Below are 20,288 nucleotides of genomic sequence, written 5' to 3'. Positions count from 1 at the left end.
CGGAGCAATCCGAAACCGGCCCTTGATCATTTTTGGGGACCAGTTGGGGACCAGCGTCCTTGACCGGGTCAGCGGGTCCTGGCGAGAGGGCTCGGTGGCGAGCGCGGTGCGCGCAGCGCGCTGAAGTGGGCCGAGAGCGCCGCCCCGGCTGCGGTGATCTTGTGGACATCCGGATGCAGGTAGCGCTGGGTGGTGGTCAGCGAACCGTGGCCGGCGATCCTGCGAAGGACGTGTACCTGGACCCCGGCGTCGGCGAACCAGGTCAGTCCGGTGTGCGGGAGGTCATGGCGGCGCAGATGCTCGTAGCCGAGCTTGGTGACCACGTCGTCCCAGTGGGTCGCGTCGCGCAGGACGGCGGTGGAGATACGCCCCCCTCGCGGGCCCGTGAAGAGACGGGCGTCGGGACTGGGGCCGGCGGACAGCCAGTCGCGCGCGAGCGGCCTGGGCGCCGATGTACCGACGCCCGGGGTCCGGCCGGAGCCGGGGGCGGCCGTGCCGCGAATGCGGCAGCCGTGCGGGAGGCCGTGGCCGGGGTGTTGCCGCTCTGGACATGACGCAGTGCCGTGTCGCTCACGCGCGGGTCCACTTCTGGTTGGCCTGGCCGTTACAGGTCCACAGCACCAGCGGGGTTCCATTGGCGGTGCCGGACCCGCTGGCGTCGAGGCACAGTCCGGAGAGAACGTTGCGGATCGAGCCGTCGGAGCCGACGGTCCACTTCTGGTTGTTCTGGTCGTTGCAAGGCCAGGTGATGACACGGGTTCCGTTGGTGGTGCCCTGGTTGTAGGCGTCCAGGCACTTGTCCCCGTAGACGCGGATCTCGCCGCTCGCCCATGTGGTCCACAGCTGGTTGGCGGCCGTGTGGCAGTCCCACAGCAGAGTCGCGGCGCCGGCAGCCGTGGAGGCGTTGTCCACGTCCACGCAGCGGCCGGAGGCATCGCCCCGCAGACGTGAGGTGGTGGCGGCCAGCGGGCTGCCGCCGCTCACCCGGTACGCAGCGACGCCGTGCGCGGGGACGCTCGCCGAGATCTGCCCGGACGTGCTCGACGTGCCGCCGGTCCACAGGTCGGTGAGGGTGAACGGTCCTCCGCTCAGGCCGGTCTGGGCGGCCGTCGTGGTGACCGTCGCTGCGCTCTCGCCCCGGTTGAACAGGCCTACCGCGACCGAACCGTCCGCAAGGGGCTTGGCGAACACCTCGATGTTGCCGTCATCGCGCACCCTGCGTCCGCCTGCACCTTGGGGGTCCTGGTTCACCGCCAGCAGGCGCGGATTGCGCAGAATCGCGCTGACGTCGGCGGACATCGTGCGGATGTCGTTGCCGGCCATCAACGGGGCACTCATCAACGCCCACAGGGTGAAGTGGGAGCGGGACTCGTTCAGCGACAGGCCGGGGCGGCCGACGACCAGCATGTCGGGGTCGTTCCAGTGCCCCGGGCCGGACTGTGCGGCCAGCGGCGCATTGACGTCCAGGACGTTGCCGACGCCCATCGGGTAGCTGTTGGTGTTGCCGTTCTGCCAGATGTCGAGCAGGTCCTCGGTCGTCCGCCACAGGTCGGCGACCTCGCCCCAGTTGTACGTGGACCCAGTGATGGCGTGGAAGCTGTTGGGGTTGATGCTGTAGACGATCGGCCGACCGGTGGCGCGCAAGGCATCACGCATCAGCTTGAACCGCGCTACCTGCTCGTCACGCGTGCCGCTCGAGGAACACCAGTCGTACTTGAGGTAGTCGACCCCCCACGTGGCGAACGTGGCGGCGTCCTGGACCTCGTGGCCCCTGCTGCCCGTGGAGCCCGGATAAGTGCCCACGGTCTGCGCACAAGTGCGCTCGCCCGGCACCTGGTAGATGCCGAACTTCAAGCCCTTGCTGTGGATGTAGTCCCCGAGGGCCTTCATCCCGCTCGGGAACTTCGTCGGGTTGGCCCGCAGGTTGCCCTGCGCGTCACGCTGCGGGTCGAACCAGCAGTCGTCGACCACCACATACCGGTACCCGGCGTCCCGCATGCCCGAAGACACCATCGCGTCGGCGGCCTGGTGGACCTGGGCCTCGGTGATCCCGCATCCGAAGCTGTTCCAGCTGTTCCACCCCAGCGGTGGGGTGAGCGCCGGACTACCCGGCGCGGCCGTGGCCGGGGATTGCGCTGAGGCCGTCACAGACGCGGTCAGCATCAGCGTTGCGGCCGTGAGGAGGCGGAACAGTCGTCCGCCTGATCGTCTGGGCACCGGGACTCCTTCGGCAGGGAAGGGAGGCGAGGAAACTGTTCGAAATTTCGATAGTCGTTCGGAAACTTCGGAGGCGCCCCACGGATACTAGAGTGGTGAATGGATGTGTCAACCCCCTCTCGGGGGTCGGGGTTTGCCACAAGATCGGCCAAAGGCGTGCTGGGGCGCACCGACTCCACGCCAGGCATTTCGAATATTTCGAAGCAGCGCGCGAATCATGCGCGAAGGGTTGACGGGGTACGTCAACCTCCTATCATCCAGAATGCTCGACAAGTCGCACCATGTTCGATATGTCGAATGCGGTAGAGCCGCTCCGACCTCCGCTCCGACCGATGAACTCGAGGTGCATACCTCCATGAATCTGTCATGGTCGCATCAATCCTTCACTCGTCGCCGCACGCTCGCGGCCGCCACCGGCCTGGCCGCCGGCGCCCTCGTCCCCCCTGGGCCCGCCCGCGCGGTCGCGTCGCAGTACACGAACCCGGTGATCTGGCAGGACTTCGCGGACATCGACATCATTCGCGTCGGCGACACCTACTACGCCTCGGCCTCGACGATGCACTATTCGCCGGGCGCCCCCGTTCTGCGGTCGTACGACCTGGTGAACTGGGAGATCGCCGGGCATTCGGTACCCGTCCTCGACTTCGGCGCCAAGTACGACCTGAACGGCACCCGCGGCTACGTCAGAGGAATCTGGGCATCGTCACTTGCCTACCGGCCCGGCAACAGGACCTTCTACTGGCTCGGCCAGATCGACTTCGCCCGGACGTACCTCTATACCGCCACCGCGGTGGAGGGGCCGTGGAACAGGCTGACGACGATCAACACCCCCTACTACGACGCCGGCCTGCTCGTCGACACCGACGACACCCTCTACGTGGCGTACGGCAACACCACCATCAGCGTGGCCCAGCTCTCGCCCGACGGCCGCAGCCAGGTCCGTACGCAGGAGGTGTTCAGGACACCGTCCAGCGTCGGCACCTTGGAAGGCTCCCGCTTCTACAAGATCAACGGCCAGTACTACATCTTCCTGACCCGCCCCGCGAACGGCCAGTACATCCTCAAGTCCTCGAGCGGCCCCTTCGGCCCCTACGTGATGCGGCAGGTCCTCCTCGACCTGCGCGGACCGATCCCCGGCGGCGGCGTCCCCCACCAGGGCGGGCTGGTGCAGACGCAGAGCGGCGCCTGGTACTACATGGCCTTCGTCGACGCCTACCCCGGCGGGCGCATGCCCGCCCTGGCACCGGTCACCTGGACTGCGGACGGCTGGCCCGTCGTACAGCTCGTCAACGGCGCGTGGGGCACCCTGTATCCCAGTCCGGCCGTACCCACTCCGCCCCGCCAGGTCACCCCGATGACCGGCGTCGACACCTTCGACGGTACGACCCTGAAACCGAGATGGGAGTGGAACCACAACCCCGACAACACCAAGTGGTCGGTCGGCAACGGCCTGACGCTGCGGACCGCGACCGTCACCCACGACCTGTACTGGGCCCGCAACACCCTCACCCACCGCATCCAGGGTCCCACCTCCACCGCCACGGTCCAGCTCGACCACTCCGCGATGCGGGACGGTGACCGGGCCGGGCTCGCGCTGCTGCGTGACTCCTCCGCCTGGATCGGCCTCAAGCGCGACGGCGGTGCGACACGGGTGGTGATGGTCACCGGGCTGACCATGGACAGCAACTGGAACACCACCGGCACCGGCACCGAGATCGCGAGCGCGCCCGTTTCAGGCGGCCCCATCTGGCTGCGCGCGAACGCCGACATCCGCCCTGGCGCACCGCGCCCCGGGACCTTCTCCTACGGCACCGACGGCATCACGTTCACCCGTCTCGGCCCCGCCTTCCCCATGGGCAACGACTGGCGGTTCTTCATGGGCTACCGGTTCGCCCTCTTCAGCCACGCCACTCAGGCCCTCGGCGGCGCGGTCCGCGTCACGCGGTTCGAGGTGTCCACACCCTGAACCGATCCATCGACCGCACCTCCCGGCCCCCGCCCCGATCAGGAGAACCCTGAGCCCGCGGAAACAGCTCGGCGTTCGCCGGGCGTCCGTCCTGAGCGTGCCGGCCGCGACCGTCCTGATCAAGCCGGCACCGCGACCGGCATCAGCGAAAAGAGGGGCAGCTGCAACCAGTACCCAAGCCATCGGATCGAACGGCAGTCAGTGCTTTTGTTGCTGGACCTCGACCACTCCGGCCGGCCTTCTGGACGCCCGCGCCGCGTCCGGGAGCACCCGTTCGGACCGGGTCCAGCCCCGGGCAGTGAGAGGTCAGGCGCTGGCCCGGACGGTCAGGCGGGTGGGGAGAACCAGGGGAGTGGGGTCCTGCCCGTTGACGAGCGCGACGAGCATGCGCGCCATCTCCCGTCCGAGAGCCTCTACAGGCTGATGGACGGTGGTGAGTGGCGGATCGGCGACCTGGGCGACCGCCAGGTCGTCGAAGCCGACCACGGCGACGTCGGCGGGGACCCGTCGGCCGGCCTCCCGCAGGGTGCGCAGCGCTCCCGCCGCCATGTTGTCGTTGGCGGCGAACACTCCGTCCACGTCGGGGTGTTCCGCCAGCAGCGCGGCCATGGCTGCGGCCCCGCTGCGCTCCGTGAAGTCCCCCTCCGTCGGCGGGAACGGATCGAGACCGGCGCCCAGCATGGCGTCCCGGTAGCCGCGGTACCGGGCGCGCCCGGCCTCGGTGTCCAGACGCCCGCAGATCACGGCCACGCGCCTTCGGTCGAGTGAGACCAGATGCTCGGTCGCCTCACGCGCTCCGCCGACGTTGTCCACGTCCACGTACCACCGGGGAGGCGAACCGACGGGGCGCCCGCCGAACACGACGGGCATCTGCGCCTCGTCGGCCATCCGGGTCAGCGGATCGTCCTCGCGCAGCGCCATCAGCATCACACCGTCCGCGCCCCTGGACCGCAGGAGCTCCTCGACCCGTTTGCGGCCCCGGTCGGACGCGGCCAGGCACAGCATCAGATGCAGGTCCGCCGAGTCCAGGGCGGCCGACGCTCCCACGATCACCCGGGCGAAGAACGGATCGGCGAAGATCGACGGATCCTCCCCGGAGATGACCAGGGCGGCCGCTCCCGTCTGGCGGGTGGCCAGCGCGCGGGCGGTCGAATTGCGTGCGTAACCGAGTTGCCGCACGGCCCGTTCGACGGCCTCGCGTTTTGCGCGGCTCACGTGCGGTGCGTTGTTGAGGGCACGGGAGGCCACTGAGCGGGAAACACCGGCGTGTTCGGCCACCTCGTCGAGCGTCGGATGCCGACGCGGCGCTGCTTCTGCCATGACTCGTGAGTCTTTCACAGGCGGGGAGGCTCAGGGACGCACATATTGGGACCGCTTCCGGTGCAGTGGCCTACAGGGGCCTAGTCCCTCGGTGAGAATCGAATGCTGTGCCGAGTATTGACAGCCCAACCACCCACCCGCACGATTGGGACCGCTTCCAGTGGGAGCGCTCCCAAAGCACACGTCCTCTGAAATCGAGGTACTGTCTTGAGCCGCAAACTCCGCACCCTGATGGCAGCGCTCTGTGCTCTGCCGCTGGCGTTCGCCGCCGCACCCTCCGCCCACGCCGCCGACCCCACCACCATGACCAACGGGTTCTACGCGGATCCCGACTCGAGCGCGAGCCGGTGGGCGGCCGCCAACCCCGGCGACGGCCGGGCCGCCGCGATCAACGCCTCCATCGCCAACACACCCATGGCCCGCTGGTTCGGCTCCTGGAGCGGCGCCATCGGCACCGCGACAGGCGCCTACGCCGGAGCGGCGGACGGCCGGGACAAGCTGCCCATCCTCGTCGCCTACAACATCTACAACCGTGACTACTGCGGCGGGCACTCAGCCGGTGGAGCCGCTTCGCCGTCCGCGTACGCCGACTGGATCGCTCGGTTCGCCGGAGGTATCGCGGCCCGCCCGGCCGTCGTCATCCTCGAACCGGACTCTCTCGGAGACTACGGCTGCATGAGCCAGGCCCAGATCGACGAACGCGAGGCCATGCTCACCAACGCCCTCGTCCAGTTCAACCGCCAAGCTCCCAACACCTGGGTCTACATGGATGCCGGCAACCCGCGCTGGGCCGACGCGGCGACCATGGCCCGGCGTCTCCACGAAGCCGGCCTCCGGCAGGCCCACGGCTTCTCGCTCAACGTCTCCAACTACATCACCACCGCCGAGAACACCGCCTACGGCAACGCCGTCAACAATGAACTGGCCGCTCGCTACGGCTACACCAAGCCGTTCGTCGTGGACACCAGCCGCAACGGCAACGGCTCCAACGGCGAGTGGTGCAACCCCTCCGGCCGCCGCATCGGCACGCCCACCCAGAAGGGCGGAGGCGCCGAGATGCTCCTGTGGATCAAGACTCCGGGCGAGTCCGACGGCAACTGCGGTGTCGGATCCGGCTCCACGGCCGGCCAGTTCCTCCCCGAGGTCGCCTACAAGATGATCTACGGCTACTGATCCGGGGAGCCCCGCCGCCCGCACAGGCGACCGCAAGCCGCCGGCCCCAGGCGGTGTCCGCGCACCTGAACGGCACGCACGGCATCACCTGCTGTGCCCCTTGTTTCTGGGCGTATGTGCAGATAAAAGGGATGACCCCTTGGGGTCAAGGGTCGCAGGTTCAAATCCTGTCGTCCCGACCATGCGGAAACGCGGGTCGGAGGTCGTTCTCTCATTCGTGAGGGGGCGGCCTTCCGTGCGTTTGTGGGTGTGGTGGTCGCAGTGTGGTCGCATGCCCGCGCCTAGGCTGGTTCGCCTGGGTGCTGGTGGCGGGTGGTGCGGGAAGGCGGAGTCTGTGGAGGGCTGCGCGGAGGCGGTGGATGTGGTCGTGAGGTGGTCGCAGCCACCCCGGTCCGGGCAGGCGGTCAGCGGCTCGTGCGGCCGTGGTGAGGTTTGGTCGACGGTGTCGACGGCCTGGTGTGCGGCCTGTTGGGTGAGGTGACTGTAGAGGTTCGCGGTGATCGACAGGGTGGAGTGCCGCAGCTTCAGTGAGGACGAGGAGAGCCGCAGCCCGGCGTCCGCCCGCGTGCAGTGAGCCGCGCGCCCGGCCGCCCGTGTCGGCCCCACGGAGCGGCGTTCACGGTGGTCCAGGCGTGGACCACCGGGCCTGGAGGAACGTCCTCAGGGGCATTCGCCGGGGGGCCGTACCCCTGGCGGGCGCGGTGCCGGGTGGGCGGCCTGACCCACGCGTCGAGATCGGCGGCGAGCGCTGAACGGATCGAGGGGGAGTCGTCACCCGGATTTCGTCTGGAGAGGCTTCGAACATCGTTACGCTGCACCGAAGTTACCGAGATCACGGAGGGCTGCGGTGGGGGAGCCGACATTCGGAGTCCTGGGGCCGCTCCAGGTGAGGGCGCATGGTGTCCCGGTACGGATCGGCGGGGCCAAGCCCCGCGCCGTACTGGCGACTCTGCTGCTCCAGCCGAACGGCTTCGTCTCACTGGACCTGCTGACGGAGGTCCTGTGGCCAGGTGGCGCACCTCGGTCCGCGGTTGCCAACGTGCGCACGTACGTACGGACGCTGCGGCTGCGGCTGCCCCCGACGGCGGTCGATGGCCTGCGTACCGAGCCCTCCGGCTACTCGCTGGGCGTCGAGCCCGGGGAGGTGGACATGCTGCTCTTCGAGCAGCATCTCGCCTCGGCCCGCGCCGCCCGCGACCGCGGTGAGGACGCCGCGGCGCTGCGTGCCTATGAAATGGCCTTGGGGCTGTGGCGCGGCGGGGTGCTCCAGGACGTGCCCTCCAGCGTGGTGTGGGACCCGGCCATCACGCGCATGGAGGGGTTGCGGTCCATCGCTGTCGACGAATGCCTCGAGTTACGGCTCCGGCTCGGGGACTACGCCCACCTGGTCTCCGGCCTGCGGTCCCGGCTGACCGAGAGCCCTCTGCGGGAGGACCTGTGGCGGATGCTCGTGCACGCGCTGAACGGCGCGGGGCGCAGCGCCGAGGCGCGGTCCGCGTACGCCGAGGCCGAGCGGGTGATCGCCGCCGAGCTGGGGATAGAGCCCAGCGAGCCGCTGCGGGCCATCGGCGCCGAGGTCAACGGATACCCCGGCCGCCGTCGCGCGGCAACGCCCGTGTCCGTCTGTCAACTCCCGATGGACATAATCGACTTCACCGGACGCGCCGTCGAGGTCGCCGACCTGGAGGAGTTACTGTCCACCGCTGGCCGGCAGCCCGTGGTCGCGGCGGTGTCGGGCCCGCCGGGTGTCGGGAAGTCCACGCTGGCCGTGCATGTCGCCCACCGGGTGCGTGACGTGTTCCCGGACGGGCAGCTCTTCGTCGACCTGGCCGGAACGAGCGAGTGCCCCCGTGAGCCGGCGGACGTCCTGGCCGAGATGCTGCGCGGCCTGGGCGTCATCGACAGTGCGATACCCGGTGAACCGGGCGAACGCGCCGCGATGTTCCGTTCCCGCCTGGCTCAGCGGCGCTTCCTCATCGTGCTCGACGACGCCCTGGACAGCGCACAGGTGAGCCCACTGCTCCCGGGCACCGGTGGTTCGGCGGTGCTGGTCAGCTCGCGGCGCCGGATGCCCGGCCTGCCGGCGCGTGCCTGCCCGCTCGGGCTGATGCGGCACGATGACGCCCGCGCCCTGTTCGGGGCCATCGTCGGCGCGGACCGGCTGCGCCGGGAGGGTGCCGACGCCGACCGTGTCCTCGCCGAGTGCGGATCACTTCCGCTGGCGGTACGGATCGCGGCCGCCCGGCTCGTGAACCGGCCCGGCTGGAGCGTCGGCACGCTGGCCGACTCGCTGCGCGACGAGCGCGGTCGCCTCGGGGCGGTCCGCTTCGGCGAGTTGGAGGTGCGGGCCGGCGCCGAACTCAGCTACCGCCATCTGCCCGAGCCCGCCGCCACTGCCTTCCGCACGTTCGGGGACCTGCCCGACGACGCCGTCCCGGGCTGGCTCGTCGCCGTTGCGACGGGGTGCGACAGTGAGACGGCGGGGGGTCTGGACACCCTGCTCGACGAACACCTCGTCGAAGTCGTCGGCAAAGACCGTCTCGGCCTGAACCGATACCGCATGCACGACCTGCTGCGGTGCTACGCCCGGGAACTGGTCCTGACGGACAATCAGGAGATTCGGCTGCGGCGGCGCCTGCGGGTCATAGACGCGCTCACCGCCCTCGCCCGCTCCGCCAACGCTGCCATGCCCACCCGCTTCCTCGGTGTGCTGGGCGAGCCCGACGAGCGGGACTTGCCGGACGGACCGGCGCACGATGTCGTCCTCATGGTGCGAGCCCGGCCCGTGGACTGGTTCGAGAGCGAGCACCGCAACCTCGTCGCCGCCGTCGACGCCGCAGTCCGGCTCGGGCGGACTGACAGGGCCGCCGACCTGGCGATCGAACTGGCGGGCTTCTTCGACATGCGTGGCTACTACGGCGACTGGCTGCGGACCCACCGGCTCGCGCTCGACGCCATGCCGCACCACGACGACGTCAGGGCTGCTTCCCTACTGCGCAACCTTGGCCAGCTTCATCTCTACCAGGACAGGTATCCGGACGCGCTCGCCTCCTTCGACCGGGCCAGGGCGCTCTTCGCTGAGCTCGGACACCCCACGGGGCAAGCGATCGCCGCGGTGGGCTCCGGCTCGGTCCACCGGATCGTGGGTGATCTCGGCGCCGCGCTCGGGACGTTCACGGCCGCGCTCAAGGACTTCGCCGCGTACGGCGACCGGCACGGCGAGGCGGTGGCACGCAACGCGATCGCCTCCGTCTGGCTGGAGCGCAAGGACCCGGAGGCCGCGGACGGCTGGCTGCGAGGGGCCCTGGAACTGTCCCGTGCCGACGGGGACCGGCACCGCGAGGCACAGGTGCGCCGCAGGGTCGCAATGCTTCACGAGCTGCGTGGCGAACCGCAGGCGGCGCGTGGCGAGCTGGAGCGAGCCCTCGGCATCTTCGACGAGTTGGCCGACCTGCACTGCGCCGCGTACGTGCAGCAGAGCATCGCGGAACTGTGTTTGCGGCAGGGCGACGCCGGTGAGGCGTCGGCGCTGTTGATCGGTGCACTCGCTGTGCAGCAGCAGCTCGGGGACCGCCGCGCCGAGGCTCGGGTGGCGGGCCTGCTGGGCGAGTTGCACGACGCGACCGGCCGCAAGCAGACCGCGCGGCACTACTTCCACCGATCCCTCGCGACCTGGCGCCGCCTGGGCCTGCCCGATGAGGCCGGACTGGTGGACGCCAAACTCCGCTCCATGCGCTGAGAGGCTGCCGGGTGACCTCCGGCCGGGCGGCTGGCACGCACGCTTCCCGTGCTGTCGTCAGTCGGCGACGCGCCCTCGCCTCCCTCTTCGCCCCGGAATCGCACGTACCGGACCGCGTTCGCATTCGGATCGGAGGCCACCCGATAGCCTCTGAGCCGCACCGATGGAAACAGGTGTGGGTGCGACCGCCGTCGCACCCACACCTGGCACAGGGGGTCATCGGGTGCCGGTCGGTCCTCCTGCCGACACCCGGCGGTGTGTCAGCATCTGTTGTTGCTGACCTGGTTGCGCTTGAGGTAGTCGCTCCATGTGACACCCTGGACGACCGCGACGACGACTGCTCCGTCGTGCTTCTGCTCGTAGTGGAGGTGCGGGGAGATGTCGTAGAGGGCCGAGGTGTTGCCGACCTCGCCGATCAGCTGGCCCACGTTCACCGTGGCGCCCGCGGCCACCGAACGAGTCCTCAGATGGGCGTACCGTGTCTGCCAGCCGCCCCCGTGACCGATGACTATCGTGTTCCCGTATCCGGCGCCCGTCGAGTAGTACGACTCGAGGACCGTGCCACCGGCACTGGCGAACACCCGGCGGCCCAGGTCGTCCGGGGTGCCGTTCGCGTCGTAGTGGTTCCAGTCGATCGAGTGCGCGGGACTGTGCCCCGACCAGTTGTTGCCGAGCCATGTCTGGTTGCACTCGAAGGGCATCTTGAAGGCGGGCCGTGCGGCAATGGCGGCTTCCGACGAGTTCGCGACCGGCGCCGCGACAGCGGTGGGAACGGTGAACACGGTGGCCGCGACCGCGCTCATGGTGATCAGCGACCGGCGGAAATTCCTGTGCATGGTTCTCCCCTTGTCGTCCTGCGTCGGGTGACACGGCGATTCAAGGAGGCGGGCATACACAGCGGATACATTCCGCCCGTCGACCCCGCACACCTGCTCCCTCGCCGGCCCGGAGGTGCGCAGGGCTGTGGCGGAAAACCTCCGCGTCACAGGCGTCCGCGTCCCGGAGCGAGGGTGGCCGGTGGGCTCGACCCGTTTTGACGGACATGCGAGATCTGGGGTTGAGCCCCGGCAGGATGTCCAACATGGAGAGCATGGGGAGGAAGAAGCCACGCCCTCGTCGTTCGTTCACACCGGAGTTCACGGCCGAGATCGTCGGACTGCGCAGACGGGCGACCGGGGCGTCGCACGCTGCGCGAGTAGGTACAGAGTTACCTGCCGGCCATCCGGCGCTGCAGTTCCGCGTGGCGGAACTGGTAGACCGCCCCGACCTGGCGCAGAACCCCTCGGTGTTCATGAGCGTCGGCCAGGAATTGCATGAGCCGCCACGGCAGCCGTCCGCGCAGAGCCAACCAGTAGTGCGCGAGGCGAAATGTCCCGCCCGCTGCCTGGGTGAAGGCGATCGCGAGTCCCGAGATAACGCCCATGGCGGCACCGGGAGCAAGGCCGGCGGTGAGCAGCACGGCCGGATCGGTGGCGAGCTGCAGTTCGGTGGTGACAGCCAGGCCGGTCACCAGATCGACGACGGTCCCGACGGCGAGCGCCATGCCAAGGAAGATCAACGCGAAGGTGCGGACGTCGCGACGCAATACCGCTTTGGGGTCTCCCGCCGCAGTCAGGTCCGTAGGAACTCCAGTGAGCCCGGCGATGAGAGTACCGACGACTCCGGTGACGAGGCCGACCATGCCCCCGGCAGCGAGCCCCGCGACGAGTCCAGCCGCCAGAGCGAGCGCGCACCCCACCGCGAGACCCCCAGCCGCCCCGACAGGCGACCAGTGCAATCTCTGCGCTGGCTCGCTCCGCCCCGTGAGCCAGGCCGTCAGCCCGGCCGCCAGGCCGATGCCCAGGCCGTTGATGATCCCGGACGGAAGCCCTGGACCGATACCGGACATGAGGCCGGCTGTGGCCCCGCCGACGGTTCCACCGACCAGGCCGCCTTTCGGGCCGCTGGGGGGCCCGACGGCCAGCCCGACGCCCAGTCCGGCCGCGATGCCTCCCGCCGGCCCGACGGCGAACCCGATGTTCAGAGAACTCGCCAGCCCTGACAACAGACCACCTAGGAGCCCTCCGGCCAGACCACCGGCGAGTCCGCTCAGGGCTCCCCGGCCCAACCCGCTGATCCGTCGGACCGGCAGCGCGACTATGAATCCCAGGAGAATGCCGCTTCCCAGACCAGCACCGAAACCGATGCCGATGTTCGCTCCGAAGCCGGCGACAAGCGCACCGACAAGGCCACTCGTGACCCCCATCAGAAGGCCGACGAGAGACCTCGGGGCGGAGTGCCGCAGGTGCCACCAGGCGAAGTCGGTGGTTCCCTGCAGCCGCGATTCCAGATGGGCGCCGAGGAAGGCCAGCCAGCGTTGAGCGTCCGCGGCCTGCCAGCGGGGACGCTTCCGGGGATCCGGGTGGGGCCGGTAGGCCGCCGGGATGAAGGCGTCGAAAAGGTACTGCTGGATGCTGCTCACCGTGGGGAAGCGCGTCACGTCGCACAGTTCGGCAGGGTTCGGGAGGGAGCCGGTCTGTTCGCCGGGCCGGGGATTGTAGAGGGTGCGGGCCAGGAAGAGCATCAGGGGCGTGCTGAGAGCCTGGGCGAGGGCGGTGTCGTCACCGCTGAGGTGGCTTGTCACGGGTGCCCAGCGCGCGGCCGCGGCCGTGCCCGCACCGCCAGAGTCACGCAGCAGGTACTCGGCCGTCACCTCGTGGTGTAACGGCTGAAGTGCCACCCCCGCTGCCCCGGACAGCTTCGATGGGACGGACGTGATGGGGGCCAGCGCCTCCCGGAACTCATGTTCCCTACTGGACAGGATGATTTTCCCACCCGGTGACAGAGCGGCGTTGATTTGGCTGAGCGCCGCCGGGCGTACGGCTGCGGGGATCTCGTCGAGCCCGTCCAGGACGGGAAGCAAGAGACGGTGCGTGATCAGCGCCTGTGCCCAGTTCATACGTTCCAGGGAACCGTGGCCCGGCGCTCGCAGGGCTGGGTAGTCCTGGAGGAGTTGCTCACACATCCAACTCTCCAAGTCCCGCTCGGACGGGTTCCATGTGGAGAGTGAAAAGAGGATCGGCACAGCAGCTCCGAGCGGTCTCTGCTCCAGCAGCGACATGATGAGGCGAACCAGCAGGATGGTCTTGCCGGAGCCTGGTGCGCCGAGCACGACCAGCCGACCGGTAGGGACGCTTTCCAGTACGTTGTCGATGGCGCCGTCGGTGCCCGCAAGTGCGTTGGGGTCCGAAGCCCAGGCGCCGGGGTTGCCGTGCAGCCCGCGGGGCCACGCAGCGGCGGCCGACGTGATGTGTCGCCACTCCTCCACCAACTCCCCGGCCGCCGGCTTCCAGGACACTGCCAACGGGTAGGGATCGTTGAGCCGCCGCACGCGTGTCTCGGCTTCCCACTGACGGCGGACGGCGACAGCCAGCTCGTCGGCGATCTGTTCCAGTCCTCTACCTGTGGCGGCTTCGACGCGGTCAGCGCGGAATGCCGCCCAGGCCAGGTAGGTACCGGCAAGCGTCGGTAGAAGACCCGCGGCTGCCGACGCCACTCCCGACCCGGTCACGCGAGCGATCGCCAGCGCCCCACAGACTCCTGCCAGCAACAGCCCGAGAACGATCGCACCCGTACGTCGTGTCGGCACCTCGAGGCTCCCCCCACCATGGCGACGAAGGGCCACCGCCAAGTTTGTGATCAGCTACGAGTTTGGGCCCGACGTACACGAGTCGGAAGGTGTTGCTCGGGAATCAGCTGGAAGTTGACCGTCCCTGGGAGAAGCGTGCGTGCGAGCAGGGTCAGGACTCCGTGCTACCGCGCGCGGGACGTAGAAACAAGCCACGAAACCGGGAGGTGGAGGCCCCTCGGCGGCGATCATCGACGCGTCTTCGGTGCGGGCCCCCGCGTCCGTATCGGCTGCCCCAACGGAGCTTCGTGGTTCCACCGATCCATCCAACGCGCAACCGGCGCCGCCAGGTTGGAACGGCTCAGTATCCCCAGCCGGCGTACATGATGACGTTCTCGCCATTGTCCCTGGCTCCGACGCACACGTCTCGCCAGTCGAGCAGCCAGCCGCTGGAGCGGCAGCTCTCCTGCTGGAGGCCCAGTTCGCGGATGATCTCTGGGCGGGACAGGCCGTCCCGGCTGGTGACAATCGCGGCGCGCCAGCAGCCGCTGGATCCGCAGCTGGTGCCTTCGCTGACCATGCTGATGCCTGGCGGCAATGACGGAAGGGCCCTGGACGGCGGGGCGTCCGAGCCTTCGCTGATCATCAGCGCGTACAGGAGGCCGACCGCGAGGGTGAGGGCGAACTGCGTCCCCAGGAAGCCGATCGCTCCGTTGCGGCGGGAGGTCCATTGCGGGGGAGGGGGGCTCTCGTGCCGTCCTTCCAGTCCCGCGCCGCAGGCGATGAGCAGTGGAGCGAGAGCCGTGAACAGGAGATGGGCATCGGGTCTGGGGGCGTCGATCCAGCCCTGCTGGACACTGATCAGCAGACCGGCTCCGGCGAGCAGCGTGCCACCGATCGTGAAGCCGATGAGGCGGGTGCGGGCGATCGTCATCCAGACGACGGAGGGCGCGATGGCGAAGAGTATCCCCAGGAAGATCAGCATGAACGGGGGGACGTGCGGCCCGAACGCCCGGTTCCACAGGGCCGTCGTTCACTACAGGCTTGCCGGCAGGTCGTTTGTGCCGTGCGTGCGAAGTCGCCATTGAGGCTCTTCTCTCACCGCAAGGACTTTGAGGATGGCCATGGCCTGCGCGGATCTTCGCACGGGAGCGGTTCAACGCCCGCTGACCGGTGGACAGGGACTTGGGAGAGCGGAGTACCACTTCACCGAAGGAGAGTCAGCTGTATCCAGAAAATACCCCATGCCCTCACTCCTGGGGGTCAAGGGGTTGCAGGTCCACATCCTGTCGTCCCGACTGGAGACAGTCGTGGATCAAGGGCCGGTTTCGGAGAAATCCGAAACCGGCCCTTGATCGTTTTTGGGGACCGATGAGGGACCGGTCGCCGGTGCCCCGGCCAGGCCCGGCTCGCCACGCCTTACGCCCACCGGACTGGCCCAGCACGGGCACCGCCCGCCCCCGGCCAGGTGCGGGCGCTCTCGTACGGCTCCAGCCCCGTACGGTCAGAGCTTCTCCATCAGCAGCTCGTGGATCGTCGCGATGAACGGGTCCGTCCTGTGCACCCGCCTGGTGCACATCGCCGCCACGGCGGTGGAGGTGTCAGGACGGAAACCGAGGAACATCTGCTGCCCGAGCGTGGCTCCCGCGTGAAAGCAGACCGGACCGCGAGCGGACGGATGCCGGAACCAGGTGAGCGTGTGCGTATGGGCGTGCCGTAGCCCGCGCCGGAGCAGCGGGTGCCGTACGTCCGAGAACGCGGCGGTCAACGGGCGCGTGGGCGCAACGGCCGCCGGGAGGTGCGCTTCCAGGAACGTGAGCAGGTCCGGGGGCGTCGCCCGGACCGCTCCCGCCGCGCTGAAGCCGCCGGTGTCCAGCGCGGGCAGCGGTCTGCCGTCGCGCCGGTGTCCCACGGCGTCGCCGGCCGGCGAGCTCGGGCGCAGTCGCGTGCCGTGCAGGCCGAGCGGGTCCAGCACCTCCTGCTGGAGCAGCGTCTCCCAGGGCGTGCCGGTGGCTGCGGCCAGGGTGTGGCCGAGTACGGAGACCGCGAAGTTCGAGTAGTGCCAGCGGGTGCCCGGCCGGTGGCGCGGGCGGGCACGGAGGAAGGCCCGGACGACGCGGCCGGCCGGGTAGCGGCTGTACGGCGCGGTGGTCCACCGGGGCACCGCCTGCGGATAGAAATCCCTCGGCAGCGCCGGGAGTCCCGAGGTGTGGGTGATCAGGTGGCGCAGGGTGATGGCGTGCACGGAGGGATGCACAGGATGGCCGGGAGCCAGCAGTTCGGCCGCCGAGTCCTCGTACCGCACGCGCCCCGCCGCGACGAGTGCGGCGAGGAGCAGCCCGGTGAAGGGCTTGGACGCGGAACCGAGCTCGTAGCGGGGTGCGCCGTCCGGCTGCACGCCCCCGTCGAGCTGGTAGGTGCGCCGGCCCCGGTGGCTGAGTGCGATCACGAGGCCGGGTGCGTCGATGGCCCGGGCCGCATCGGCCAGCAGGCGGGCCCTCTCGCGGTCGCCCCGGGGCGGACGGCCGGCGGGGGTCCGGCGAGCCTCTTGAGGGGCCGTCACGCGGGGGCCGGTGCGGCGAGGTCCGACAGCGCGCGGGACAGGGCCAGCGCCGAAGCGAACGCCGCCACCAGCGTGGGGTGGTAGACGAGGTCGAAGACGGACTCCTCGTCACCTTGCGGCATGCCGCCCATCACCGGCATCGCCCCGTCCGGCTGCTGGGCCCCGGCGAATCCCTCCCAGGCTGCCGGGTCGAGGGTCGGCTCCGGGAGGCAGGCGTCGACGACGAGCAGTTCGCCCAACAGGTCCCAGCGGCCGAGGTCGAGCCAGTCGTCGAGCCACACCGGCAGCCAGAGGGCGAGGTAGTCCGCCACGTCGGCGGGCAGTCCGGACGGGTTGGCGCCCCAGTCGGTCAGATGGAAGACCGTGTGGGTGATGTCGTAGCCGATGTTGCCCTCGACGGTCCACGGCTCGGGGCGCCGGGACAGCCATGTGTGCCGGTACGCCTCGTCGAGCGGCACGCTCGGCTCCAGTCCGAAGCGGCGCTCCATGGCGCTGAGTCCGAGCCTGCGCACCGGAACGACCTCCAGCGCGCCCCAGCTGCTCAGCCGGTGGTTCAGCCGGACGGCGGCCTCCAGCGACGGCTCCCGGAAGCCCAGTTCCCGGAACGGTACGTAGACCTCCATCGGTACGGGGCAGAGCGGCTCGCGCCGCTGGCCGTCGAGCAGACGGGCCCCCGAGCCCAGCAGTTCGTGCCAGGCGTGGTCGAGGAGCCTGCGAGCCAGATCGGCCTGCCGGGATCCGGCGACCCCCTCCCGGAAGATGACCTTGCTGATGAGCGCCAGTTCGCCGAGCGGCTTGAACCGGTCCAGGACTCCCACCTCGGGAGGCGGGTCGTCGTCCAGCCGGAACCCCGCGCGGTGCTCGTAGAGCCATCCCAGGGCCCGCGCGCCCACGTCATGGATCTGCTGGATGCCGCTCATGCGGCAACTCCCTTCGTACGGCTGGTGCGGAGGGCCGTGCGACTCATACGGCGGCCCCGGCGTCCACTGCGGCGGCATCCGCCCGGTGCGCGGTGAGCCGCTTGAGGGACAGCGCGGCGGCGAAGGCGGTCACCAGGGTGGAGTGGTAGCAGGCGAGGAAGGGGTACGGGTCCGCCTCCTGGCCCGCATCGCCCGGCGGGGCAGGAGCCTGTGACGGCTCCGCTGCGGAGACCGGCGGACCCGTCTCCGGTACGGCGCCGCCCGCGGCCTGCGCGGTGGCGAGCGCAGGCCACGCCGCGTCCAGCAGATCGGTGGGCGGCCGCCCCGGCAGGGCCGCGGCGACCGCGAGCAGTTCGCCGGTCAGGTCCCACTGCCGGCTCTCCAGACAGCCGTCGACCCAGGGCGGAAGCCAGGCGCGCAGGTAGGCGTCGATGTCGGCGGGCATCCGCTCGGGAACACAGCACCAGTCCGTGATGTGGAAGACGGTGTGGGTCAGTGCGTATCCGGAAGGCCCCTCGAACATCCACGGTTCGGACAGACCGCCCAGCCAGGTGCGCGCGAGGACCTCATCGGCGTCGGTGTGCGGGGCGGTGCCGACCCGCCGCTCCGAGTTGATGAGTCCCAGCTCCCGGTTGGCGTGCTGCTCGGTGTGGGCCCAGCCCCTGGTCGCGGAGAGCGTCCCGGCCAGCCGCTCGAAGCCCTCGTTGCGCAGTCCGTATCCGGCGAAGGCGGCGTAGATCTCGTACGGGTACGCGGCGAAGGGCTCGCCGCGCAGCAGCTCCAGCAGCAGATCACCCTCGTGCACCTGGTCCCATGCGAACGTGATGAGGTCGCCGGCCGTCTGGTGCTCAAGGGTGTCCGGGTCGGTGTTGCGGCGGATCGTGCTGCAGAGCTGGGCCAGTTCGCCGAGGGGTTTGAGGGTGCTGTTGACCTGGGTGTGAGGGTCCAGTACATCCGCGGGGAGCACGAAGCCCGCACGGTGGGCGTCGGCCCAGCCGAGTGCTTTCGTCAGTACCGCGGGCAGGACGGACAGCGCCGTGCCCGCCGTACCGCCGGGGGCGGTGGCCACCGATGCCGTCACCGCGCCCGTCCTTCGGCAGTCAGCCGGGCTGCCCGTACGTGCAACGCGACCCGGGGGTCCGTGCCGCCCATGAGCTCGACGAAGTCGAGTCCGCGGTCCAGGCCCAGGCTGTCGGGACGGCCGTCCAGCGCGGCCAGCCACCGCCCGGCGCCCGCCGCTTGGAGCCAGTTGCGCCGGCGCACTGCCCGGACGAACCCCCGGGACAGGTCAACGACCCGGTGGGCGGCGGCCCGGTGCACGGCCGACGAGGCGGCAGGGACGGCGAGCGGGGCCAGCACGGAGAGCTGATGGGTGAAGGCCTGCCAGGAGGTCTGTTCGAGCCACGCCGCGTTCGGCTCGCCGGTGCCGGACACGGCAGCCCGCCCTTGCCCGGGAGTGGCCGCCGATGCCGTCCGGTGCAGCGCGGACAGCATGCCCCAGTGGCTCCAGATCGCGGCGTCGGAAGCATCGGGCCTGGGCGGGAACTCCCGCACAGCGCGTTGGAGCACGGCGATGTCTCCGGGATGCGGATTGCGCCCGTACAGCACGCTGGGCAGAAGCAGATCGGCGCCGATGACGCGTACCGCGGCGATTCCTGTCCGGTTGTCCTCGTCGATTCCGGCCGCGCCGCAAACCGTGGCGAGGTGGTCCCCGCTCCGAAGAGCGAGGACCACCTCTGTTGCCAGGTCATGCACGGCACCCGCGAGGGGGGACGGAGCATGTGACTGGTCCATGTGCTACCGACTAGCCCTTCTTCGGGCGGGGGGTCGGCGGCGAGAGCAGCAGTGCGGAGCCGCCTCCGAGAAGGGCGAGATACGCGCACTCGCGGGAGTCGCGGTAGAAGCCTTCGGCCTCGCCGGGGTTGAGCGCCTCGTCGAGGTCGAGCTCGATGTCGGTGGCAGTGGATTCTGTGGTGTACATGGGTGATGCCCCGTCCTGTGGGAAATGGGGGTTGCCGTACGTTTCGAGTGGAGTGCATGAAATGCGAAGCCGCAATCCGGGCGAGTCGTTCAGCGAATGTCCGGGCCCCTCGGTCAATTTCACCGTTCAATTGAATAATGAATTCGCAGGACGTGCTGCGAGGCGCTGACCTGGCCGAATGCGCATTCGGCTCACCGGGGCGGGGGTGGTGCGCGGGGCGCATTCAGCGTGTGGGGGCGTGCATCCGGCGATCGATCGCCTGAGCTTCGGGAGTGACCGCGCAGCGCATTGGTGTTCGAAGAGGTTGAGAGGATGTCTCACGTGGCGAGTTTCGCGAGTCTTTTGTAGCAGGTGAGGGCTGCGGCGAGGCCGAGGAAGGCGAGGAAGTGGCTGCCTTTTCGTTCGTATTCGTTCGTACCGGACACTGAGGCGGCGGTAGCCGAAGAGCCAGGCGATCGACCGCTCCATCTTCCAGCGGTGCCGGCCAAGGCGGTCACCGGACTCGATGCCGGGCCGGGCGATCCGAGGAACGAGGCGGTGATCGCGGAGCCGGCGCAGGTGTTCCGCGGAGTAATACGCCTTATCCGAGCGGAAGGGATGTGAATTGCATCAGGTGCGAGAACTCGCCTCTCCGCGATAGGCGGCGTCTGAACAGGCAGGTTGCGGCCACACGTCATGTGGACCGGCCGTACACAGGCCCCTTGAGGCGCGCCGCAGCACCCGGCGTGACCTGCCAGGACCTCGGTCGTTCTCATCTAATGAACGATTCATTCGCCCTACTCGCGGCGTGTTGGGGGTTGGT

Annotated in this window: 13 protein-coding genes and 2 pseudogenes; 3 read left to right on the top strand and 12 right to left on the bottom strand. The window is 69.7% G+C overall.

From position 1 onward, the window contains the following. Positions 1-68: 68 nt before the first annotated feature. Together OG538_RS02925 and OG538_RS02920 are read right to left on the bottom strand one after the other, a co-directional pair. Positions 69-428 (bottom strand): annotated as a pseudogene (locus OG538_RS02925) (tyrosine-type recombinase/integrase); the annotation flags it as partial. 142 nt (positions 429-570) lie between these two features. Beyond that, on the bottom strand, positions 571-2,217 hold the full coding sequence (locus tag OG538_RS02920) for a glycoside hydrolase family 27 protein (protein WP_406089818.1): 1,647 nt from the start codon (positions 2,215-2,217) through the stop codon (positions 571-573). Between the two features lie 355 nt (positions 2,218-2,572). Between OG538_RS02920 and OG538_RS02915 the strand changes: the two genes are divergently transcribed. Next, a complete protein-coding gene (locus OG538_RS02915; RefSeq protein WP_406089816.1) occupies positions 2,573-4,183 on the top strand; it encodes a glycoside hydrolase 43 family protein in 1,611 nt (536 codons plus the stop codon). 306 nt (positions 4,184-4,489) lie between these two features. Here the strand turns inward: OG538_RS02915 and OG538_RS02910 are convergent, their stop codons facing one another. After that, positions 4,490-5,503, bottom strand: a complete 1,014-nt coding sequence (locus tag OG538_RS02910) for a LacI family DNA-binding transcriptional regulator (protein ID WP_406089815.1) — start codon at positions 5,501-5,503, stop codon at positions 4,490-4,492. 231 nt (positions 5,504-5,734) lie between these two features. Here OG538_RS02910 and OG538_RS02905 point away from each other — a divergent pair, with 231 nt between their 5' ends. Both OG538_RS02905 and OG538_RS02900 read left to right on the top strand, forming a co-directional pair. Further along, positions 5,735-6,676, top strand: coding sequence for a glycoside hydrolase family 6 protein (locus OG538_RS02905; protein ID WP_406099963.1), 942 nt, complete (start codon positions 5,735-5,737; stop codon positions 6,674-6,676). 847 nt (positions 6,677-7,523) lie between these two features. Continuing rightward, on the top strand, positions 7,524-10,415 hold the full coding sequence (locus tag OG538_RS02900; protein ID WP_406089813.1) for a BTAD domain-containing putative transcriptional regulator: 2,892 nt from the start codon (positions 7,524-7,526) through the stop codon (positions 10,413-10,415). A gap of 260 nt (positions 10,416-10,675) precedes the next feature. Here the strand turns inward: OG538_RS02900 and OG538_RS02895 are convergent, their stop codons facing one another. The 9 genes and pseudogenes from OG538_RS02895 to OG538_RS02855 form a co-directional block, all read right to left on the bottom strand. Next, positions 10,676-11,251 (bottom strand): M23 family metallopeptidase, encoded by a 576-nt coding sequence (locus tag OG538_RS02895; RefSeq protein ID WP_406089811.1) that lies wholly within the window; start codon positions 11,249-11,251, stop codon positions 10,676-10,678. Positions 11,252-11,622: 371 nt separating this feature from the next. Continuing rightward, the gene (locus tag OG538_RS02890) at positions 11,623-14,043 is read right to left on the bottom strand and encodes an NACHT domain-containing protein (RefSeq protein WP_406089809.1); all 2,421 of its coding nucleotides are present in this window, start codon (positions 14,041-14,043) and stop codon (positions 11,623-11,625) included. 340 nt (positions 14,044-14,383) lie between these two features. Then, entirely contained in the window at positions 14,384-15,007 is a 624-nt protein-coding gene (locus tag OG538_RS02885; RefSeq protein ID WP_406089807.1) for a hypothetical protein, read from the bottom strand. A gap of 519 nt (positions 15,008-15,526) precedes the next feature. Next, positions 15,527-16,585, bottom strand: coding sequence for a serine hydrolase domain-containing protein (locus tag OG538_RS02880; RefSeq protein ID WP_406089805.1), 1,059 nt, complete (start codon positions 16,583-16,585; stop codon positions 15,527-15,529). After that, positions 16,582-17,505 (bottom strand): DUF6895 family protein, encoded by a 924-nt coding sequence (locus tag OG538_RS02875; protein ID WP_406089804.1) that lies wholly within the window; start codon positions 17,503-17,505, stop codon positions 16,582-16,584. Before OG538_RS02875 ends, OG538_RS02880 begins: the two co-directional genes overlap by 4 nt. A gap of 43 nt (positions 17,506-17,548) precedes the next feature. Then, positions 17,549-18,586, bottom strand: a complete 1,038-nt coding sequence (locus OG538_RS02870; protein WP_406089802.1) for a DUF6895 family protein — start codon at positions 18,584-18,586, stop codon at positions 17,549-17,551. Further along, positions 18,583-19,299 carry a hypothetical protein gene (locus OG538_RS02865; protein ID WP_406089800.1) on the bottom strand — a complete coding sequence of 239 codons (717 nt, stop codon included), beginning with the start codon at positions 19,297-19,299 and terminating at the stop codon, positions 18,583-18,585. The genes OG538_RS02870 and OG538_RS02865 overlap by 4 nt, the downstream gene beginning before the upstream one ends. A 10-nt stretch (positions 19,300-19,309) precedes the next feature. Next, positions 19,310-19,486, bottom strand: a complete 177-nt coding sequence (locus OG538_RS02860; RefSeq protein ID WP_187285003.1) for a hypothetical protein — start codon at positions 19,484-19,486, stop codon at positions 19,310-19,312. 317 nt (positions 19,487-19,803) lie between these two features. Continuing rightward, a pseudogene (locus OG538_RS02855) lies at positions 19,804-20,017 on the bottom strand (IS5/IS1182 family transposase); the annotation flags it as partial. Positions 20,018-20,288: the final 271 nt, after the last annotated feature.

Source organism: Streptomyces sp. NBC_01013 (assembly GCF_045162765.1).
Taxonomy (GTDB): domain Bacteria; phylum Actinomycetota; class Actinomycetes; order Streptomycetales; family Streptomycetaceae; genus Streptomyces.
This window is presented reverse-complemented; position numbering and strand designations above follow the sequence as displayed.

Excerpts from the sequence above, each read along its gene's own strand:
- OG538_RS02915 (WP_406089816.1), top strand. The coding sequence starts at position 2,573 with ATGAATCTGTCATGGTCGCATCAATCCTTCACTCGTCGCCGCACGCTC.
- OG538_RS02860 (WP_187285003.1), bottom strand. The coding sequence starts at position 19,486 with ATGTACACCACAGAATCCACTGCCACCGACATCGAGCTCGACCTCGAC.
- OG538_RS02895 (WP_406089811.1), bottom strand. The coding sequence starts at position 11,251 with ATGCACAGGAATTTCCGCCGGTCGCTGATCACCATGAGCGCGGTCGCG.
- OG538_RS02865 (WP_406089800.1), bottom strand. The coding sequence starts at position 19,299 with ATGGACCAGTCACATGCTCCGTCCCCCCTCGCGGGTGCCGTGCATGAC.
- OG538_RS02905 (WP_406099963.1), top strand. The coding sequence starts at position 5,735 with ATGGCAGCGCTCTGTGCTCTGCCGCTGGCGTTCGCCGCCGCACCCTCC.
- OG538_RS02885 (WP_406089807.1), bottom strand. The coding sequence starts at position 15,007 with ATGCTGATCTTCCTGGGGATACTCTTCGCCATCGCGCCCTCCGTCGTC.
- OG538_RS02910 (WP_406089815.1), bottom strand. The coding sequence starts at position 5,503 with ATGGCAGAAGCAGCGCCGCGTCGGCATCCGACGCTCGACGAGGTGGCC.
- OG538_RS02875 (WP_406089804.1), bottom strand. The coding sequence starts at position 17,505 with ATGAGCGGCATCCAGCAGATCCATGACGTGGGCGCGCGGGCCCTGGGA.